The organism is Lelliottia sp. AC1, from assembly GCF_023278595.1.
Classification (GTDB): Bacteria; Pseudomonadota; Gammaproteobacteria; order Enterobacterales; family Enterobacteriaceae; genus Enterobacter; species Enterobacter nimipressuralis.
In genome coordinates this window covers 967,522-982,753 of the sequence record NZ_CP025699.1, presented here as the reverse complement: position 1 = coordinate 982,753, position 15,232 = coordinate 967,522, and the positions used below count along the sequence as shown (strand labels likewise).

13 protein-coding genes are annotated in these 15,232 nt (G+C 48.9%); 5 read left to right on the top strand and 8 right to left on the bottom strand.

What is annotated here, in order from left to right:
* Positions 1–2: 2 nt before the first annotated feature.
* From C0560_RS04605 to C0560_RS04590, 4 genes are all read right to left on the bottom strand, one after another.
* Positions 3–608, bottom strand: a complete 606-nt coding sequence (locus C0560_RS04605; RefSeq protein ID WP_248859725.1) for a class I SAM-dependent methyltransferase — start codon at positions 606–608, stop codon at positions 3–5.
* Between the two features lie 111 nt (positions 609–719).
* Positions 720–2,273: a peptide MFS transporter gene (locus C0560_RS04600; RefSeq protein WP_107704186.1), complete on the bottom strand. Its 1,554-nt coding sequence runs from the start codon at positions 2,271–2,273 to the stop codon at positions 720–722.
* A 477-nt stretch (positions 2,274–2,750) separates the two neighbouring features.
* Complete coding sequence (locus C0560_RS04595) at positions 2,751–4,724, bottom strand: bifunctional diguanylate cyclase/phosphodiesterase (RefSeq protein WP_248859724.1); 1,974 nt, start codon at positions 4,722–4,724, stop codon at positions 2,751–2,753.
* A 17-nt stretch (positions 4,725–4,741) separates the two neighbouring features.
* Positions 4,742–5,236: a molybdopterin-dependent oxidoreductase gene (locus tag C0560_RS04590; RefSeq protein WP_100777496.1), complete on the bottom strand. Its 495-nt coding sequence runs from the start codon at positions 5,234–5,236 to the stop codon at positions 4,742–4,744.
* Between the two features lie 742 nt (positions 5,237–5,978).
* On the opposite strand from C0560_RS04590, the gene catA reads away from it, so the two are divergent.
* From catA to C0560_RS04575, 3 genes are all read left to right on the top strand, one after another.
* The gene (gene catA, locus C0560_RS04585; protein WP_248859723.1) at positions 5,979–6,656 is read left to right on the top strand and encodes a type A chloramphenicol O-acetyltransferase; all 678 of its coding nucleotides are present in this window, start codon (positions 5,979–5,981) and stop codon (positions 6,654–6,656) included.
* A gap of 601 nt (positions 6,657–7,257) precedes the next feature.
* The gene (locus C0560_RS04580; RefSeq protein WP_248859722.1) at positions 7,258–7,716 is read left to right on the top strand and encodes a VOC family protein; all 459 of its coding nucleotides are present in this window, start codon (positions 7,258–7,260) and stop codon (positions 7,714–7,716) included.
* Positions 7,717–7,929: 213 nt separating this feature from the next.
* On the top strand, positions 7,930–8,091 hold the full coding sequence (locus C0560_RS04575) for a hypothetical protein (RefSeq protein WP_231276882.1): 162 nt from the start codon (positions 7,930–7,932) through the stop codon (positions 8,089–8,091).
* Between the two features lie 465 nt (positions 8,092–8,556).
* On the opposite strand, the gene C0560_RS04570 is transcribed toward C0560_RS04575, so the two are convergent.
* Complete coding sequence (locus C0560_RS04570; RefSeq protein WP_102104357.1) at positions 8,557–9,177, bottom strand: LysE family translocator; 621 nt, start codon at positions 9,175–9,177, stop codon at positions 8,557–8,559.
* A 388-nt stretch (positions 9,178–9,565) separates the two neighbouring features.
* Between C0560_RS04570 and C0560_RS04565 the strand changes: the two genes are divergently transcribed.
* The gene (locus C0560_RS04565) at positions 9,566–9,880 is read left to right on the top strand and encodes a hypothetical protein (protein ID WP_123429422.1); all 315 of its coding nucleotides are present in this window, start codon (positions 9,566–9,568) and stop codon (positions 9,878–9,880) included.
* Between the two features lie 68 nt (positions 9,881–9,948).
* Here C0560_RS04565 and C0560_RS04560 read toward each other — a convergent pair whose 3' ends face one another.
* Positions 9,949–10,110 (bottom strand): hypothetical protein, encoded by a 162-nt coding sequence (locus tag C0560_RS04560; RefSeq protein ID WP_181827376.1) that lies wholly within the window; start codon positions 10,108–10,110, stop codon positions 9,949–9,951.
* 432 nt (positions 10,111–10,542) lie between these two features.
* Here C0560_RS04560 and C0560_RS04555 point away from each other — a divergent pair, with 432 nt between their 5' ends.
* A complete protein-coding gene (locus C0560_RS04555) occupies positions 10,543–11,394 on the top strand; it encodes an aldo/keto reductase (RefSeq protein WP_248859721.1) in 852 nt (283 codons plus the stop codon).
* 831 nt (positions 11,395–12,225) lie between these two features.
* Here the strand turns inward: C0560_RS04555 and C0560_RS04550 are convergent.
* Together C0560_RS04550 and C0560_RS04545 are read right to left on the bottom strand one after the other, a co-directional pair.
* Positions 12,226–12,789 (bottom strand): hypothetical protein, encoded by a 564-nt coding sequence (locus tag C0560_RS04550; protein ID WP_180251396.1) that lies wholly within the window; start codon positions 12,787–12,789, stop codon positions 12,226–12,228.
* 108 nt (positions 12,790–12,897) lie between these two features.
* Positions 12,898–15,231, bottom strand: coding sequence for a primase-helicase zinc-binding domain-containing protein (locus C0560_RS04545; protein ID WP_248859720.1), 2,334 nt, complete (start codon positions 15,229–15,231; stop codon positions 12,898–12,900).
* Position 15,232 lies beyond the last annotated feature (1 nt).

Below are 15,232 nucleotides of genomic sequence, written 5' to 3'. Positions count from 1 at the left end.
TCTTACCGGGCCTGGCACAGCCAGACCGAGTGCCCGCCGCACTCCGGATCCTCAAACATCACCTCAATCACCGCAAAACCGTTATCCGCCAGCCGTTGCCGGTATTCGTCAGGCGACAGGCTGGCGTGATACAGCGGCTCGCCTTCAAACTCCCCCATGGCGATCCCGTTGTCCGTACCGCTGGTGAACATCAGCACGCTGCCGGAGCGGCTGTGGCGGGCAAAAATGGGGAACATCTGACGCTGATCGTCAGGCGAGAGGTGGAAAAAACTGTCCCAGGCGAGCAGCCCGTCGAAGGTCTCATTGAGCGCCATCTGGCGCATATCCAGATGCAGCCAGCGCTGATCGGGAAACGCCTGTTGCGCCCGCGCCAGCATGCCGGGCGCACCATCAACGCCCGTCAGCCGATACCCCTGGCGGATAAAATGTTCCGCTATCGGCACCCCGTTGCCGCAGCCGATATCCAGAATCGCCCCCTTGCCGCCGATCAGCCGGGTAAACTTATCGAGCCAGCCTTTTTCCATCAAATGACGCGAACGTAACCGCGCAAATGCATCGGCATGGGTGTCGTAGATAGTCAGGATATGTTTGGCAGCGGCATCAGACATCGTGAGTCTCGTGTGCAGAAGTTTCTGGAACGGTTATACCTTACCCGGCGGGCTGAAAACAAAAAAACCGGCGTAGATGCGCCGGTTTGTAGGGACTCAATTCATCGCTTATCAGGCGTTGGTCACCGGTTTTGACTCTGTTTTGGTCTGCGCGTTTTCCAGCATCCGACGCACCGGCACAATCAGCACCGCCAGTACCGCGGCACAAATCAGCAATGCGATGGAGCAGCGTGCGAAGAGATCCGGCAGCATATCCAGCTGATCGGCTTTCACGTGACCTCCGATCAGGCCCGCCGCGAGGTTACCCAGAGCGCTGGCGCAGAACCACAGGCCCATCATCTGCCCGCGCATTCTTTCCGGGGCCAGCAGGGTCATGGTCGCCAGACCAATCGGGCTCAGGCACAGTTCGCCGAGGGTCAGCATCAGGATACTGCCCACCAGCCACATCGGAGAGACACCCGCGCCGCCGTTGCTGAGGACGTTCTGCGCCGCCAGCATCATCAGGCCAAAGCCCGCCGCTGCGCACAGAATACCGATAACAAACTTGGTCATGCTGCTTGGACGCACACCTTTTTGCGCCATCATCGGCCAGGCCCAGCTAAAGACCGGTGCCAGCAGGATGATAAACAGGGCGTTGATCGACTGGAACCACACGGCAGGGATTTCAAAATCGCCGATCATGCGGTTGGTGTAGTCGTTCGCAAACAGGTTGAATGAGGTCGGTTTCTGCTCAAACGCCGACCAGAAGAAGGCCGCCGAAACCAGCAGGATGAAACACACCAGCAGGCGCGCACGCTCTTTGCGGTTCAGACCGGCAAAGACAAACAGCCAAATAAAGTAGAGCGCGACCGAGATAGCAATCACGTACACCAGCATGCTGGCAACCGCGACCGGGTTGATCACAATGATGCCCTGGGCAATCAGCGTGACGATCACCGCCACACCCACCGCCAGTGCCAGCAGCCAGGCGCCGACGCCGTTTTTCTTTGACACCGGGCTGTTCCAGGTGGAGTCCAGACCGACTTCGCTGTCGTAGCGTTTCATCGAAGGAACGGCAAACAGACGGAAGATCACCAGCGCCACCAGCATCCCGATACCGCCGATGCCGAAGCCCCAGTGCCAGCCGTGGGTTTTAATCAGCCAGCCGGAGATCAGCGGCGCGATAAATGAACCCATGTTGATGCCCATATAGAACAGCGAGAAACCGCCGTCACGACGCGCATCGCCTTTCTTGTAGAGCGTCCCGACCATCACTGAGATACAGGTTTTGAACAAACCGGAACCGAGGACGATAAACATCAGGCCGATAAAGAACAGGTTGTTGCCCATGAAAGCCGAGAGCGCGATGGAGAGATGGCCGAGCGCAATCAGAATCGAACCGTACCAGACGGCGCGCTGCTGCCCGAGCCAGTTATCCGCAAGCCAGCCACCCGGCAGCGCGGCCAGATACATGCTGCCTGCGAAGATCCCGACAATCGCCGACGCATTTTCGCGCGCCAGCCCCATCCCACCGTCATAAACGGTCGCGGCCATAAACAGAATCAGTAACGGACGAATGCCGTAGAACGAGAAGCGCTCCCACATTTCCGTAAAGAAGAGCGAGCCAAGCGGATAAGGATGGCCGAAGAAAGTTCGGCTTTCTTTTTGATTAACAGTGGATTGCATAGTTCTCCCGAAAAGGTGTGTCGTGTTGCACGTCAACGCTGGATTGTTTGCTGGCCTTTCAGGTCCAGGGCCACTTCTTTACATCCAGCGAAATATTATTTAACCATTTGATAACCGGACGATGGTTTTGTCTAGTGCCCGGAGGGGGACTTTAAGATGAAAATTCGACAGATGTCTAGTTTTGTAGACTTTTTGTTTGATGGAAAGGGGGAAATATTGACATCGTTGCAGAAGATGCGGCCTGATTTGTGCCCTGAAATAAGCCGGAAAAACAGTGCATTTCCCCACTGATTTAGCCCGTCAATTCCTGGAGGAAAACGATCTGCATGAGTGCATCAGGAAGAGGAGGCATCGAGCCTTCATTATTGAGGGCTCAATACAAACATCCGTTGTATAAAGTGAACTGGCCTCAGCGGAAAACGGTTGAACGCGACTGGCCGCTTAGCGCGAGGAACGGTCGCGCGCAATGGGGATTATTCAGCCATGCGGGGCCTTTAACAGGGTAGAAGGATCGTTTGAGAATTCACCGTTTTTGATTTCTCCGGCGATAAACGGCAGAGGTTTACTGAACAGATAGCCTTGTGCGAAATCGCAGCCCAGCGCCTGAAGACTTTCCAGCTGTTCCTGGGTTTCAACACCCTCGGCAATCGTTTTCATACTGAGGGATTTCGCCATGCCGGTGATGAGTTTAATGATATTAAGGGCGTCTCCCTGTGTGGATATCGAATTCACAAAGGATTTGTCTATTTTGATTTTATCAAAGGCAAGTCGGCTCAGACGGGAAAGAGAGGAGTAGCCCGTACCAAAATCGTCGATGGAGATTTTCACGCCCAGGGCTCTGAGCTTATTAAGCGTATTCAGAGGCGTATTGTTGTCAGTAAAGAGAGAGGACTCCGTCACTTCCAGCTCAAGACGGTCAGCCGCAAGCCCTGTTTCTTTCAGGATAGACATCACTATTCCTGCAAAGGTTTTGCTGCTGAGCTGGACAGGAGAAACGTTTACTGAAATTTTAACCGGAACAGCCCAGGAAGCCGCTTCCCGACAGGCCATTTCAAGCACCGATTTGCCCATCTCGCTAATCATTCCGGTTTTTTCAGCAACAGGAATAAAGGTATCAGGCGACAAAAGCCCCTTTCGCGGATGCATCCAGCGAATAAGAGCTTCATAGCTGTAAATTTCCCGACTGTACGAATCCACAATCGGTTGATAATAAACCACGAATTCTTTATTCACTAAGGCCTGCGCCATATCATGCTCAAGCGTTCTGCTTTCCAGCAGCTTATCTAACATGCGCTGGCGGAAGACTTTAATTTTGCCAGCGCCTTCATTTTTGGCTTCATAAAGGGCCAGGTCAGCAAATTTATAGAGATAGTCGGAACGGCGCTCAGTTTCTGAGTTAACAATGCCCACACAGGTGGTTATGTTTATAACCGCGCTATAAATTGTGTAGGGCTGGTTAATACAATCGCATATCTTTTGCGCCATCGAAACAGCCTGACTTTCTGCCAGATCGCTCGTGAGGAATGCAAACTCATCGCCCCCTAAGCGATATAGCATATCCGAAGGAAGCCCCATCGAAATAAGTCGCTGAGCGATCAGACGCAATAACATATCACCGGCATCATGACCATAGGTGTCATTGACCTCTTTGAATCGGTCTAAATCAAACAACATCACGGTCACAGAGCTTTTATTAGCGTCTGCCAGCTTGATGGTTTTGTTTAAATTATCCCAGAAAAACAGTCTGTTACTCAGCTCCGTGAGCGGGTCATGGTAGACGTCATACTCCAGCTTGGTATTCTGGATTTGCAGTTTTTCTTTAGATTCCTGAAGCTCTCCAGCGAGGCTCTTAACCTGAATATGCGCTTTGAGAATATTTCTGTTTTGATAAAAAATCAGCACGCCCAGTATCGCACTCAGTATTATCAAAAGAACTGAAATCGCTGAATAAATAGAGTACAGCGTTTGAATTTTACTGTTGGCGTTGTTAATCAGATTCAGATCTTTGTTCAACGCACCGGATGAAAGGCGGCTTAATGGTCCATCAAGCGAATACATTACCCGTAGATATTTCTGAAGTTCTGGACGGGTCATTGTCTCAAGATGTGTATCCAGATAATTAAGGGTATTGTCGAGTTTTACAGCAAGTTCATGAAGTGATTCATTGCTATTTATATACTGCCCTAAATCTCCCTGCTTTAATAAATCACTCTGGCTGAGCATAATATCGAGGTGCAGGCGCACATCGTCGAGTGTCATCGACTCATCAATAGTGTAAAGACTGAGCCATGATTCGAACCGATAATACTCCGAGACCAGCTGTCCAGCAGACCATGAACTGGCGTAGTGCGTCAGTTTCTGCAATTCCTGCTGTCTTTCGTGCACAAGAAAAGAGATATATCCTGTAAATATAAAAAGAGAGAATATTATGGCAGCCAGTATTCTGTTCATGTTGTTCTTCTGAAATCCTACTCAATGCTCATTTTGCTGACCTGCCATGCTGACCTTGAATAAAACACCTGATTATTCAGCTCGGGTTCGCTGTCATAGGGATAGACGATGAATAGCGGACCTTTGTCGCGAACCCGCATGTATTCGCCATTAATTTTTAAGGCAAGGATCACATTGTATTTTTGGAAGTCACTGAGAGGGATAACGGTGGTGTAGTCATTAAGTGCAGTAACCTTAACGATAGAGCCTTTGGCGCCTACATAATCCATGAGTTTTTTCAGCGGAATACCCGTAAAGGTTGTACGCCCATTGTACCAGGGAGAGGCGGTCTGGAAACTGACCATACCCAGCTTTTCAAGGCTGGCGACATCAAAAACGGCTTTGCCCTCTTCGTTTGTATTTTCGATATTACCTGACATGGTTAAAAGGACTTTCCCGGTAGGTTTGGGAAGCTCCCCCGCCATAGCCTGCGACGCAATCACTAAGCTGAACAACATGACAATTAACTTCATTTTATCTACCCATCCGTCAAATATAAAAGAATTATAATTTAGTTATTATGCTATTTATACATGCTGTCTGGAGAATAACAATGCATTAAGAAAATTATAATTTAATGCATAAAATCAATGTGTTATGAAATTTTAGTTGTTTAGTGATGATTAATCAAGGTTGATACTGTTATTTTAAGTGCATTAAATCTAACCATGTCTGTACAAACAATAATCTATGTGTTTGGTTAGCGCAAATAAACCCACACAAATATTAATGCTTAGTGTTTGGTGCAGGCCCAGGGCCGTGTTGTGGTAAAGAGAGAGGGCTTTGATGCAAGCCTGACGTTTGTCAGTTTGTTGGATAAAATTCCACATTATTGAGAAAAAAATGTCTGGCTGACTTCTGACTCACTCGCAACAAAGCCTTCATCAACGGCAGTTCCGGTACTTTCCGGCTGAACGGCAGGTGCATTCAGTTACCTGTCCACGCAGGAGTAGCTGACACGCCCCTATCATGGCACAACGAAGGCTACTCCCAGGCGGAAATCCTGCGACATTTTTAGGGCAGGAGAGCACGACAAGATAGCGCAACCGGGGCTGATCTTCTGACATATTTCACCTTTATGTGCTCCTGTATAAGGAGGAACGACTGTGGCAAATGCGTTTGTTCTCTAAAGGCTTTAGGACTCATAATCATCATTCATAGACGAAAAATCTTATGCTAACATCTTATTTATAAATGCGAATCAAAGGTTAAAAGATGAAAAATACAACGCCACATTATACGTCTGTTGATTTATCTCGTTGGGCAAGGAGAGAGCATTTTGAGATATTTCAGACCTTCGCCCAATCGACATTTAATCAGACTGTTCAATTAGACATTACGGCGTTGCTAAAACATATTAAAAAGGCTGGCTGGAAATTTTATCCAACGATGATTTTCCTCATTTCCAAAATCGTAAACCGGCATCCGGAGTTCCGTATGGCGATGAAGGACAATGAGCTTATCGTGTGGGATGAGGTTCATCCAAACTATACCATTTTCCATAATGAAACAGAGACCTTTTCATCATTATGGAGCCATTACGATGGCAATATTCATCACTTCCAGAAAGTATATTCAGAAGACATGGCTCGCTACAGCAATAATACTGCTTATTGGCCTAAGGAAGAGTCGCGGGAAAATATATTTTTCATATCCGGTATTCCCTGGGTAACTTTTACCAGCTTTAACGTCAATGTGGCTAATATGCAGAACTTTTTTGCCCCTATGTTCACGCTTGGAAAATACTTCGAACAAGATGGCAAAGTATTGTTGCCTTTCGCCGTTCAGGTGCATCACTCCGTATGCGACGGTTTCCATGTAGCAAGACTGGTCAATGAGTTACAAGAACTCTGTGACGACTTGCAGCACCACCCAGAAAATTCAAGTGATTGATAGTAATGATATTTTCGCATTCGTCTTTATCCGAGATGGGCAGCAACTTTCAGGCCTGTGTAAAGCGAGGGGACAAATGTTCACAGGGTGTGAAGGCCCGTTAACGCTATGGCAGCAAATATAAGCGCAACACCCTCGCCTGCACCCGAACGGATACTTCGTGTCGCCTTGATAAGGAAAATGATTGCAGGACCGTGACAAATGAAAAATACGATCTAAGATTTTGGGGAAGAAAGCTGATTACATGGAGTTTCTGATGACTATTATTGTGGTGACAGTTCTGTTCTCCCTGCTCATTGTGCTGGGGCTAAAATACATCCTGGTGCAGTTAATGAATGCCTGGTGTGATCCTGATGGTCATTAAGCAGTAGTAACACACTGCCCCGGCGCGAACCTGTAATACCGTCTCATCCGTGGTTCGCGCCGGGAACGCATCCTCACTCACCTCCCCCTGCTCATCTCCCCTCCCCAGCAAATCTGGCTTGACGCACTGCGCGAACACAATTTTATGGCGTAAATCGACAGCACTTTCCGGCTTGACCTGAAGTTTACTTGAGCTTTTAAGATGCTTATCTGGAACTCAGACAGAAGGACTCGGTTTATGAAACAGGTGGACGTTGGATTTACCCACGTGGCGTTTGTCGTCAGGGATTTGGATAAGAGTATTGATTTCTATCACCGCTACGCCGGAATGGAGGTTGTTCACAGACGCGAGCCTGATGTACCAGAGGCACGCAAAGTGGCATGGCTCAGCGATCGAACGCGTCCATTTGCACTGGTCCTCGTACAGGCGGATGTCGTGACTGATACCCCTTTGGGAAGTTTTGGTCATCTTGGCGTCGCTTGCTCAAGCATCGAAGCGATCGACCAAAAAGTGGCGATGGCGCGAGCAGAGGGTGTGCTGCGAAAAGAGCCGGTTCAGGCTGGTGATCCCGTGGGATATTTTGTCTTTTTCGCTGACCCTGACGGCAATACGTTAGAACTTTCATACGGGCAAAGAGTTGGGCTGGAAGCTTCTGGAACGCATACTGAACCCAAAAGTAACCTGACAGGCCAGTAATTACAGCGCTAAACATCCTGGCTCCCGCATCGTTTAAACGCAAGATGACCGCTGGCTATCGATGCACCTCTCGTGCCGGATTAACGAGCAAGGCGCCAGGATGAATGATTGCCTTTAAAATGAAGGATAAACAGGGCGCTCATCAATTTTAGCGCACACGGACAGTTTCTCTTCGCCCGCATATTGAAACCCAAATGAGTCACTGGATATTGAGTGGAAAAGCGTATCGCCATTCGCAAAAGGGATGATTTCGGTATCACCAGCGCGTTTATGCCCGGCCCCCGTTTCGAAGTTTCCTCTCCACCTTTCCTGCGTGTGACCGTAGACGTGAAGAATGATCTCCACCAGACCCCGTTGTGGGCAATTAAGGCGTAAAAAGGTGGAGGAGAAATTTAAGGCATTTGCAAAGCAGGAGAATGACAGAAGGCAAAACAGTAAAGCTCTTAAAAACATAATACCGATATAGGCTCGTTCAAATTTGGATAACAATTTAGCTTAAGTTGCTAATGTTGACATTGCCCTGGATCAATATCACATAATTTTCAACAAGATAGATTATTTGGCGCGAGTGAATGTCTGTTTGTTCCTGGATTTTACTTATATGCGCTGGCTAATTTTGCCTCTGCTCCAGTAAACATGTTCGCATTCGGCTTTTCCAACCCAACCGTTTAAGGGAAAGGCCACACTTACTGTAATGTATTGAAATGCCCCTGCTGAGCTGTAGTTTGTTCAGATGTCGGATGCCGAACAGCAACACCGCGGGAGATTTGTCGCCGATGGGAAGACCGGCCGCAGAAGCCTGCCAACCCTTTGGCAGACTTCCTTTGGTGCCGTTCTTTCCTATCGTTTACTCATCGCCAGTTTGGCGGCGAACAGCAAAAACACCACGCCGGTGGTTCTGTCCATCCACTTCACCACGGCCGGCTTTTTCAGCACGCGAGACGCATAGCCCGTGGCGATAATCAGGGTTAATGACCAGAGCGTGCCTATCAACACATGAATGGAAACCAGCAAAAAGGTCCAGGCAAAGGGCGAATGCCCTGCGGGAATAAACTGGGGAAGGAATGAGACATAGAAAATGCCCATCTTCGGATTGAGCACGTTACCGAGCATTCCGCGCATAAAGCCGTTACCACTGCCCGCATTCTCCCCGGCGGTGAGCGTAAATTGCTGACGCGGACGAAGCAGCAGCTGAAGCCCCAGCCAGCAAAGATAGGCCGCACCGCACCATTTCAGTAGCGAGTAGGCCACGTCAGAAACAGCCAGTAACGCTCCCAGACCAAACGCCACCAGCGCGCCCCAGATAAAACAGCCCGTATCAATACCCAGCGCCACGTGCACGGCTTTTTTACTGCCATCTGCCGCGGCGGTTCGCAGGATCAAGGCGGTGTCGAGACCGGGGGTTAGCGTCAAAAGCGTGGCGGCAAGAGTATAGGCCAGAAGGGCATCGGTGACTGACATTGTGCTTCTCCGAAAACGAAGATCCTACTGAAGATTTAACAATGCTGCAACACCCCAAAGTTCGGTAGGGACTGTCAGGCTCTGTATCTTCTGATATGACCTGTCAGTCAGTAAGGGGGAATACGCATGGGTGGCCATGAGGTTAGAGTCCATCATCATTTCGGTGCTTAAGCGTTTATAAGACCCTTTATGAGAGAAAAATTTTGTCGCTACCTTTGCTGGTCAAAACGATTAACAAAGAACTATTAAACACAGTGACTATATAGCCGGTAATTGTATTTCCTGCTGTTACGCTCTTATAATCTTTTTGAAGGGAATTTGGCGGGCAAGAGAAATCAACCTGGTCATTTTGTTTCTTAAGTAATTATATTCTCTGCAAGGATATGCAATGCGCTATACACCCATTTTAATTGTTCCTTTTTTAACGGCCTGTAGTGTCGGTTTTATTAAGTTTGATAATGACCCTGTGGTGCAAGCAACCTATGCGGCTGATGCGACAAAATCTTCAGTTATTACGGCAGGTGGAAAACCAGACAGTGAGATAAATGTTCCAGAAATCAATGGGACTTGCATTAACTACACGCTAAAGAAAGGTGAAGAGACGATGCCTTTCTATGTGGCGTTCGATAAGAATGGAAAGCGAAAACATTATGGCTATATCTCCTGCCAACAGGCGAGAGCGAAGGGAGTTTTTAGTCAGTAAATTTGCTTAGAATACCATTCCTCTTCTGTTGAAAATACAAGAAGAGGAGTGTCTTAATCACCTTGATATCAGTAGCCTGCAGCCCTGTTGGCGTCTTTTATGCGCTGATTTCTTGTGTCTTTTTCGTGTTGATCGTTAGCCTGCATTATCCCACTTGCAGCATCAATCCAATCATTTGCGGTACAACCTGACAATACCATACTCAACATTAATGCAAACGCATACTTCATTTTGGCTCCATCACTCATTATTGTATAATTAGCGCCGGTTTACTACTCAATGTATTTGACGCTAATGCGGATAATTTAACAAATTATCACCTCTCGGGCAAGGTGAGGGTTTCGAACCCGTTCATAAATAATTTATAATGATTAGCTTAAAACTTAAGGTGCAAGATAGAAAATAGTGCGGTATGTAAAAAATATTATATTAATAAAAAGCGGATTATTTCCCTCAGCATATCGAGCCGATATCACTGTTATTAATGAGCGCCGTTGCTCCTTGAGTATCAGTGATGTTGATGGCCTGTGGCTGGCAAAAAGCGGACTACCCTCCCCATTCAATTAATGAATTCATCTAATAAACCCTAACTAATTATCCCTCTAATAGAATAAATACGTTTGCGTTATGCTTAACCAACACAACAGTTAAAGGATAACGTCATGCAAACAGTAAAACTCAATAACGGTATTGAAATGCCCCTGCTGGGCTTTGGTGTCTTCCAGATGACGGATGCCGCCGAGTGCGAAAGAGCCGTTATTGATGCCATCGATACGGGATACCACCTAATCGATACCGCCGCGTCTTACCAGAATGAAACCCAGGTCGGGAACGCGCTGAAACAGACCGGCATCGCCCGTAACGAACTCTTTGTCACGACCAAACTTTGGCTGCAGGATACCCATTACGAAGGCGCTAAAGCACAGTTCGAACGCTCCCTGAATCGACTACAACTTGATTACGTTGACCTCTACCTGATTCACCAGCCATACGGCGATGTGCATGGGGCCTGGCGTGCCATGGAAGAATTGCAACAGGCAGGCAAAATTCGCGCCATCGGCGTGAGTAACTTCCACCCTGACAGACTGGCCGACCTTATCGCCTTCAACAACGTGGCCCCGGCGGTAAACCAGGTTGAAGTTAACCCCTTCAACCAGCAGCTGCATGCCGTGCCTTGGATGCAAAGCCGTGGTATTCAGCCGGAAGCCTGGGCGCCGTTTGCTGAGGGTAAAAATGGTCTGTTCCAGCATCCTGTGTTAACGGCAGTTGGCCAGAAGTACGGCAAAAGCGTGGGTCAGGTTGTGCTGCGTTGGATCTTCCAGCGAGGCATCATTTCACTGGCGAAATCGGTGCGCAAAGAACGCATGGCAGAGAACATCAATATTCTCGATTTTGAACTCAGCTCTGAAGATATGCTGCAAGTTGCTGCCCTCGACACCGCAATCAGCGCCTTCTTCTCTCACCGCGACCCGGCGATGGTGGAATGGCTGACTGGCCGCAAACTTGATGTTTAAATGATTTTTTATATCAGCGGTAACATTTTGATATCGCTGATTTCTAGCTTGGGTTTAAAGCTCACAACGCTAGTCTTTTACTAATTGGGGTACGGGTGTTGTTCGTGGGCGTAAGGAGGCGTGGGGCTGGGTAGATACTTTTTCACCTGCAAACACACATAGAGCCATTAATCCTGTTTTGTTCTACTTATCTGGGATAACGACTTACATACTAACAACGTAGATCTGAATGTAGGAAAAGCCTTTGTCTACAGATTTGAAGGATATTTTGCTGACGAAGAAATGCCATGAAGTTCGTCCATCCGCAAAGAGAAGTGGTTACAGCAATTAGATTGAGATTTTGGAGGATGCTTGAATGGTGCGATAATAGGAACCAACAAACCAACTCAACATACTGATTTATTGTGAAAATTTAAATTCGATAAATAAAACTATACACACCCCTATACACATCAGCGATAGCGTTCATTTTTTGGACCTGATTCTGGGTAAGAAAAAGTTTTTTTACACTTAACTGTTCACACTGTTCACCTCGATTATTTATCATTTAATATCATGTGGTTAGATGGTGATGAATTGGTGAAGAGTGAACAGTCGACTCTTCACCATTGTGATTTTTGCTCGTTCTGGATGTGCCCGGTCAGGCGATGAGCGGGGGGATAAAAAGTTTTTTTGGGTTTGACTGTTCACACTGTTCACCTCTTTTTTTTTATCAATAATTTCATAGTGATAAAGGGTGAGCATATGGTGAAGGGTGAACAGTAGATTGTTCACCCTTCATGGCAGAAAATATAAATTGCAGGTAAGAAAGGTTATCCTGGCGCAGATGAATTAGTGTTGTGTTTTGATATTAAGCAAAGCCTTCTCAATTCTGGCTAGATTTTCAGCAATCTTTTTCTCATTACTGTTATCTGAGGCATCCACCCTAGCCAACGATAACAATTCAATATAACTTTCATTAGTAATATTTTTTGCGAAAGGGTTCTTGCTATTAGCTTTACGGAAAGTTGTAGTTACTCTAATTTTGTGGTCACCTAAAATCTTCTTCGAATCAGCGAAATTCCCAAGCCTCAATATCCTGCATGAACCAGGTGCAAGGAATGGTATGCCTGAAACCAATGCACCTTTCGTTAACGCACTATACTCACCATTAGGCAGTGAATTCTTAAAGGTATTTTCATTAAAACTGAAGGTTACATCTTTTGCAGCACTTTTACCTATATTCTTAATTACAATATTTAAAACAGTTTTGACTTCATTGTTTTGTTCAAGGTAAACAATGACGTCTGGGTAGGTGCTCTCTTTGTAAACAAGGTAACTAATACATGATGAGCCAACGGCAACTAACATTGTTAATATATTTATTAATAACCCACTAGTCTGAAAGTAATCCATTTCCTACCTCTCGAAAAACAGATGAAATATTCGACCATTATACACATCTCGTAAATCGTTATGTTGGTAGTTAAAGTAACAGACCGGCTATAGCCGGTCTGAGTTAGGTTATGTCGCTGCGGGTTCATCGCATTTCAGCAGCCAGTCGCCGTAGCTTTCCTCTTTCAGCGACAGGTTGGTCTGCATCCCCTGCTTTGTGTGTCGCTTCTCATAATTCAGGCCGTACTCTTTCAGCATCATGGGCAGCCCCAGCCCGAACATTTTCAGGCTGAGCACGTTCCTGTACCCGTTGGCCTCCATATAGGCCAGATACGCGTGATAGAGATACTTACGGTAATTACGCGGGACGATGCTGGCATTACCCATAAACATTCCGTTGGTCTGCGGCAGCATTTCCAGATAGCCGCAAAAATCAAACGTCGGGTCAGCATCGCGCTTGATGCTGAGTGCCTCGTCGGAGTTCTGCTGCGACTGGAGCAGTGCGCGGGCGGTCATTGGATCGCTGAATTTCTGCATGAGCTGGCGCACGATGACGGCCAGCTCGCGCGCAATTTTATCCCTGAGCTGCGGGTCGCGTTCTTCCGGGGCAATCTGCTCCGGGAAATGAATAATCACCCGTCGACGGGAGACGCCTCCGCTGCGGTCGGTGAAGCGCATCGGATTATTGTTCACAGCCAGAATCACCGCCGGAATATGTGTTGAGTACGGGTTCTGGTATTTCGGGTCAACCGAGACTGCATCGCCACCGGTGATGGCCTTAAGCCCTGCGCCGTCACCGCTCCATTTTTCCTGGTCTGGGAGACGTATCAGCGAGAAGCCAATCAGGGAGGCACGCTTGCGCGGGTCTTCCAGCGTGTCGATGTCGGCCGACGTGGCGTTATCCTCCCCGGCGAGCAGGGTCGCGATTTCGGCCAGAATACTTTTCCCGCTCCCGCCGGGACCGGTGACTTCGAGAAAGAGCTGCCAGTCGTAGCGGTTCGCCAGCACCATAAACAGCGCGGCCAGAATTACGTCGCGTTTTTCTGGTCTGCTACCGGCAGCACGGTCGAGCCAGCGCCAGAAATTCGGGGCATGGGTCTCCAGCGTTTCCCCCTCAACAGGCGGGGTAAAATCCACGTCGCACAGCGTGCGCAGCCAGTGCGATTTGCTGTGCGGGCTGAACAGGCCGCTCCGGGTATCGAGTACCCCGTTGCGAAAACCAATCAGACGGCGTGCCGGTGCGGCCTGCTGAGGAATAATCAGCTTCAGCGTCTCCACCACTGAGGTGATTCTCCCCGACGAGAACGGGGCGCGCAGGCGCTGGAAAAGCCCGGCTACGTCGCGTTCGAAATTAGACGGCTGAACGACTTTCCATATCCCTGCTTCATAACGGGACAGGAGCTGGCCGTTCGCATCCACCGCCAGCGCTTCGCCGTAATGCTCATGCACCCGCAGAGCCTTGTCGCTGGCGCTCATGGCGGTAAATTCCGCCTCGCTCATGGTGTCGAACGGACTTTGTGCCGGTGGCCGGATGGCATCATAAATGGCTTTCCGGGTGGCCTCCCCGCCGTGCTGCATAAAAGCATCATTCCAGTCACCGAACACCGGCGGCAGGGTAACAACGCCCTCACAGGCGTCTGCGGCCGCAGCGGCTTTGTTCTGGCCGTCGCCGTTCAGGTCACGGTCTGCGGCGAGCACAATCTGACAGGCCGGGTGCTTCTGACGGGCAAGGCTCGCCAGGGAAAGGAGGTTCACGGACGACAGTGCCACCATGACGGTTTCACCGGTGAGGTGATGCACGGTGAGCGCGGTCGCATAGCCCTCCGCAATCCACAGGCGTTTTCCTGCCTGTTTTTTCCCTTCGATGACATGACATGCCCCTTTAACCTGACCGCCCTTCAGGGTGCGTTTGAGACCCTCAGAATTGATGAGCTGAAGGTTTACCAGCGCGCCGGTATCGTCATACAACGGGACAACCACATCGCCGGCGCGGAACGTCACGCCGCCGGTTTTGTGTGTGGCCGTCAGCATGACACACTCATGACCGGGAAAACCCTTTCGGGTCAGATAGGCGTTGCCGGTTTCCGGTCGGGTTTTCTCCATGAGCCTGACGGCCAGCGCGGCCGTCGCTTTACGGTCAGCATCGGTTTCAGCTTCTGTGGCCGCAATCACTTCCGGGGCAATCGGCGGCATGTTGCCGGTCACAGCGCTCACCTTTCCGGCAGCCTCTGATGCGGTCACACCGAACACTTTCTCTACCAGCTTAAGACCATCACCCGCGCCACACTGGTTGCAGTACCACGTCCCGCGCCCCTCTTTATCGTCAAAGCGGAAACGGTCAGAGCCGCCGCACACCGGGCAGGCCTGATGCCGGTTTTTAATCACCTTAACACCCAGCGCCGGGAGAATGCGCGGCCAGTGGCCGCACGCCTGTTTTACGGTTTCCGTTACGTTCATTTTCATC